A 4,977-nucleotide genomic window follows, 5' to 3' on the forward strand; every position below is an offset into this window, starting at 1 on the left:
TCCGCTGCTGTTTTGCCTGAGGGCAAAGCACACCTGGACTGCGGGCGGCGGCCGCCGCCCCGGTGCCGCCCACCTTGTTCCCCCCGCCCCCCACAATATTCCCGGCGCCCGCCACGCCACCATATTTCCGGCGCGCGCCACCATATTTCATATTTCCGGCACGCTTTCGGCCGGAATCAGCGGTCCTGAACGAAGGCGGACAGAAGCTTCTTACAGAGGTCGTCGAAGCGCTTGCGTTGGGCCTGCTGCTCCTGGGTGAGGCCCTCCTCCTTGCCCTGGGCGTAGACGATCACATGCACGTCCTGGTCGGGCGCCGTGCCGAGGAAGTCGAGCGCGGTGCTGCTGCCGTCGGCGTCCGAGGGCATTCCCATATCGGCGTCGGCCAGCGACTTCGCGTCGGAGAGAGCCGAATTCACCACCTCCGGCGCCACGCGGCCGGTCGCCGACTTGGGTGCCGCGCCCACCGGGCGGTCCGGGCTGGCGGCATCGAGGCTCGCCACCGCCCGCCCGTCCGGCTGGACCTGCAGCGTCGGGGCCAGATCCGTGCGGACCTGCCAGCCCGGGGGGATCGTGGAGAGCGTCAACGCGGGCGCGGCCGGTGCGGCGGGCGCCTCCGCGGCCGCCGGTGGGGGCGGCTGATCCGCGACGGCGACGGTACCGGGACCGATCAGCGCGGCAGCCAGCATCAGCCCCGCGGCGCTCGCCCGCACCATCCCGAATCGCCTTGTCCCACCGTAGTTTCGCATGACCCACGTCCTCCTTCATCAGGCAGCCGACGAACCGCCGCTGCTGATTGTGGCCCGTCAGGGGCCGGATTCGTCGGCGACTCGCCAGGATGTGCGGGACGGCACGATCGGCGCGCAGCGCGGCACGGAGGCGAGGCGGCCGCTAGCGTCGCGCCGGAGGGTTGTCCAGGTCCGGAGCGGAGAAGGTGTCGCAGGCCTTGACCTGGCCCGTGCGGTAGCCGGTGAGGAACCACCTCTGCCGCTGCTCGGAGGACCCGTGCGTCCAGCCCTCGGGGTTGACCCGTCCGGTCGACGCCTTCTGGATGCGGTCGTCGCCGACCGCGGCGGCCGCCGACAGCGCGTCTCGAATGTCCTTGTCGGTCAACGGCTTCAGGAACGGCTGATCGCTGCCCGGCGCGGGCTGCTTGTCGGCGAAGTAGGCCCACAGCCCGGCGTAGCAGTCGGCCTGCAGCTCCAGGCGCACCGAGCCCGACTCCGGGCCCTTCGGATCCCGCTGCGCGCGGGCGGAATCGCCGAGCAGGTTCTGGATGTGGTGGCCGACCTCGTGCGCCACCACGTACTCCTGCGCCAGCGGACCGCCGCTGGCGCCGAACCGGTCGGTCAGCTCCTGGAAGAAGCTGGTGTCGAAGTAGGCGGTGCGGTCGGCGGGGCAGTAGAACGGCCCGACCGCGCTGGTCGCCCGGCCGCAGCCGGTGTTCACCGCGCCGCTGAACAGCGTCACCTGCGGTGCCACGTAGCGCCGCCCGGTCTGCTCGGGCAGCTGCGAGCCCCACACCGCGTCCAGGCTCTGCGCGGTCAGCACCACCCGGCAGTCCACGTACCGGTTGGCGTCCGCGCCCGTCTTGCAGTGCGCGGGCGTCTTGGCCGTCCCCTGCTGCGACGAGTCGACGCCCGCGCCGGTGAACTGCCCGAGCAGCGAGCCCGGATCCCCGCCGAACAGCAGTGCCAGCACCAGCACGACGATCCCGCCCGCCCCGCCGCCCAACGCGAGCTTGCCGCCCATGCCGGGACCGCCGGAGGAAACCCGGTCCGGATCGATCTGCATACCTTCGTTGAAGGTCATCCTCGTCGCCTCTCGCAGGTGTCGGCTGGCTATCGGCACGATCCGAGATAAAGCTTGACACGGCCGCGCGGATATCGGTTTCCGGTCGATGAACGTGTCTAACTACTATTGGGCTGCGCCTGGTCACAAAGCGCCGGTGCATCGAGTCGTCGAAAGGAATCCCGTGCTGCGCACCCACTTGGCTGGTTCGCTGCGAAGCGAGCACGCCGGTCTGACCGTCACCCTCACCGGCTGGGTGGCCCGGCGGCGCGACCACGGTGGCGTGATCTTCATCGATCTGCGGGATGCGTCGGGTGTGTCGCAGGTGGTGTTCCGCGAGGGAGCGCCCGCCGAGCAGTCGCACAAGCTGCGTGCCGAGTACTGCGTCCGGGTCACGGGCGTGGTCGAGCAGCGGCCGGACGGCAGCGAGAACCCGAACCTGCCGACCGGCGCGATCGAGGTCAACGCGACCGAGCTGGAGGTGCTCAACGAGTCCGCGCCGCTGCCGTTCCAGCTCGACGAGCAGCCCGGCGAGGAGACCCGGCTCAAGTACCGCTACCTGGACCTGCGCCGCGAGGGCCCCGCGCACGCCATCCGGCTGCGGTCCAAGGCCAACGCCGCCGCCCGCGATGTGCTGGACCGGCATGCGTTCGTCGAGGTCGAGACCCCGACCATGACCCGGTCCACCCCGGAGGGCGCCCGCGACTTCCTGGTCCCCGCCCGCCTGCAGCCCGGCAAGTTCTACGCGCTACCGCAGAGCCCGCAGCTGTTCAAGCAGCTGCTGATGGTGTCGGGCGTGGAGCGCTACTACCAGATCGCGCGCTGCTACCGCGACGAGGACTTCCGCGCCGACCGCCAGCCCGAGTTCACCCAGCTCGACATCGAGATGAGCTTCGTGACCCAGGAGGACGTGATCCTGCTGGCCGAGGACATCCTCGTCGCGCTGTGGAAGCTGATCGGCCACGACATCCCCACCCCGATCCCGCACCTGACCTACGCCGAGGCCATGCGCCGCTACGGCTCGGACAAGCCGGACCTGCGCTTCGGCGTCGAGATCACCGAATGCGCGGAGTACTTCGAGGAGACCCCGTTCCGGGTGTTCCAGGCGCCCTACGTCGGCGCGGTCGTGATGCCCGGCGGCGCGAGCCAGCCGCGGCGCCAGCTCGACGCCTGGCAGGAGTGGGCCAAGCAGCGCGGCGCCAAGGGCCTGGCCTACATCCTGGTCGGCGAGGACGGCACGCTCGGCGGCCCGGTCGCGAAGAACCTCAGCGAGGCCGAGCGCGAGGGGCTGGCCAAGCACGTCGGCGCCGAGCCGGGCGACTGCATCTTCTTCGGCGCGGGCGAGGCCAAGTCCAGCCGTGCGCTGCTGGGCGCGGCCCGCGGGGAGATCGCGCGCCGGTGCGGCCTGATCGATGAGAACGCCTGGGCGTTCGTGTGGGTCGTCGACGCGCCGATGTTCGAACCGGCGGCCGACGCCACCGCGAGCGGCGATGTGGCCCTGGGCCATTCGGCCTGGACCGCCGTGCACCACGCGTTCACCGCGCCGAAGCCGGAGTCGCTGGACACCTTCGACACCGATCCCGGTTCCGCGCTCGCCTACGCCTACGACATCGTCTGCAACGGCCACGAGATCGGCGGTGGCAGCATCCGCATCCACCGCCGCGACGTGCAGGAGCGGGTGTTCGAGGTGATGGGCATCGGGCACGACGAGGCGCAGGAGAAGTTCGGCTTCCTGCTCGACGCCTTCGCCTTCGGCGCGCCGCCGCACGGCGGTATCGCCTTCGGCTGGGACCGCATCACCGCGCTGCTGGCGGGCGTGGACTCGATCCGCGACGTCATCGCCTTCCCGAAGTCGGGCGGCGGCGTCGACCCGCTCACCGACGCCCCCGCGCCGATCACCGCGCAGCAGCGCAAGGAGGCGGGCCTGGACGTGGTGCTCGACGAGCACGGCAACCCGGTCCCGGCGAAGAAGTAGCACCGGCTCGCCGCCGCAGCAGGGCGCGGGGAACCGATAGTCTGCACGTCGGCGTCGTCCGATGCCGAAATTCGCCGACCGCAAGGGGATACGGTGCTGCACGTGCGGGTGATCTGTCCTCCCGAGACGACCGATGCCGCGCTGGACTCGCTGCGCGCCGAGCCGGGCGCCACACTCGTGACGGTGCAGCGCGGGGCGGCGATCGATCCGGCCGGTGACGTCATCGAGGCCGACGTCGCGCGGGAGGTCGCCAACGAGGTGCTGCGGGCGCTGTCCGCACTGGGCATCAAGGAGACGGGCGGCATCATGCTCGACCCGGTCGAGACGGCGCTGTCCGATGCCGCCGAGCACGCGGTCGAGGCCGCGCCGGGCGATCCGTCGGATGCGGTGGTGTGGGAGGAACTGGTCGCCCAGACGCACGAGGAGTCCACCCTCAGCCCGACCTTCCTCGGCTTCATCACCATCGCGTGCCTGCTGGCGGTGGTCGGGGTGGCGACCGACTCGCCGGTGACGATCGTCGGCGCGATGGTCGTCGGGCCCGAGTTCGGTCCGCTGGCCGCGATCGCGGTGGCCTTGGTGCGCAGGAACTTCCGGCTCGCGCGCCGGTCGGCGCTGGCGCTGCTGATCGGTTTCCCGGTGGCGATGGCGATCGCCGTGCTGGCGTCGCTGCTGTGGGAGCGGCTGGGCTGGATCACGCTGCAGCGCCTCGACGATATCCACAACGTCGACTTCATCTACGAGGTCGGGCCGTTCTCCCTGGTGGTGGCGCTGCTCGCGGGCGCGGCCGGGATGCTGTCGCTGGTGACCTCGAAATCGGCGGCGCTGGTCGGCGTGTTCATCTCGGTGACGACGATCCCGGCCGCCGGATTCGCCGCCGTCGCAGCCACTCTGGGCGAATGGCACAAGGCGCTGCTGTCGATCGGCCAGCTCGGCGTGAACATGATCGGCATCGTCGCCGCGGGCTGCCTCGTGCTGTGGCTGCGCCCGCGCCACGGTCGCGAGGGCGGGCCGATCGACCGGTTCACGCGCTGGTGGACCGCCGCGGGGGGAGCGCCGGGCCGCGCCGACGCCGGCGGCCCGCGGGATCAGGTCCGGGTATTCGCGGCCCAGCCGATGGTGGAAGCGTGCCATCTCCGTCAGCTTGGACACCGTCGAGGTGCGGCTGCACAGGTTGAACGACGAATTGCGCCAGGCCGCGGCCATCTCCGGCATCC

At 71.1% G+C, this 4,977-nt stretch carries 3 protein-coding genes and 2 pseudogenes; 2 read left to right on the top strand and 3 right to left on the bottom strand.

The window, feature by feature from the left end; genetic code table 11:
- Positions 1–176: 176 nt before the first annotated feature.
- On the bottom strand, positions 177–746 hold the full coding sequence (locus tag QH290_RS06235) for a hypothetical protein (protein ID WP_280265525.1): 570 nt from the start codon (positions 744–746) through the stop codon (positions 177–179).
- Between the two features lie 142 nt (positions 747–888).
- Positions 889–1,809, bottom strand: coding sequence for a KPN_02809 family neutral zinc metallopeptidase (gene ypfJ / locus QH290_RS06240; protein ID WP_280382227.1), 921 nt, complete (start codon positions 1,807–1,809; stop codon positions 889–891).
- Between the two features lie 163 nt (positions 1,810–1,972).
- Between ypfJ and aspS the strand changes: the two genes are divergently transcribed.
- Positions 1,973–3,763, top strand: coding sequence for an aspartate--tRNA ligase (gene aspS, locus QH290_RS06245; RefSeq protein ID WP_280265527.1), 1,791 nt, complete (start codon positions 1,973–1,975; stop codon positions 3,761–3,763).
- Positions 3,764–3,856: 93 nt separating this feature from the next.
- Positions 3,857–4,753 (top strand): annotated as a pseudogene (locus QH290_RS06250) (DUF389 domain-containing protein); the annotation flags it as partial.
- An 87-nt stretch (positions 4,754–4,840) separates the two neighbouring features.
- Here the strand turns inward: QH290_RS06250 and QH290_RS06255 are convergent.
- A pseudogene (locus QH290_RS06255) lies at positions 4,841–4,977 on the bottom strand (glycosyltransferase family 2 protein); the annotation flags it as partial.

Origin of the sequence: Nocardia wallacei (assembly GCF_029869545.1) — a bacterium.
In the GTDB taxonomy this organism is placed as follows: domain Bacteria; phylum Actinomycetota; class Actinomycetes; order Mycobacteriales; family Mycobacteriaceae; genus Nocardia; species Nocardia wallacei_A.

What these genes read in the sequence shown, in the direction of transcription:
- QH290_RS06235 (WP_280265525.1), bottom strand. Translation starts at nt 746, where the DNA reads ATGCGAAACTACGGTGGGACAAGGCGATTCGGGATGGTGCGGGCGAGC.
- ypfJ (WP_280382227.1), bottom strand. Translation starts at nt 1,809, where the DNA reads ATGACCTTCAACGAAGGTATGCAGATCGATCCGGACCGGGTTTCCTCC.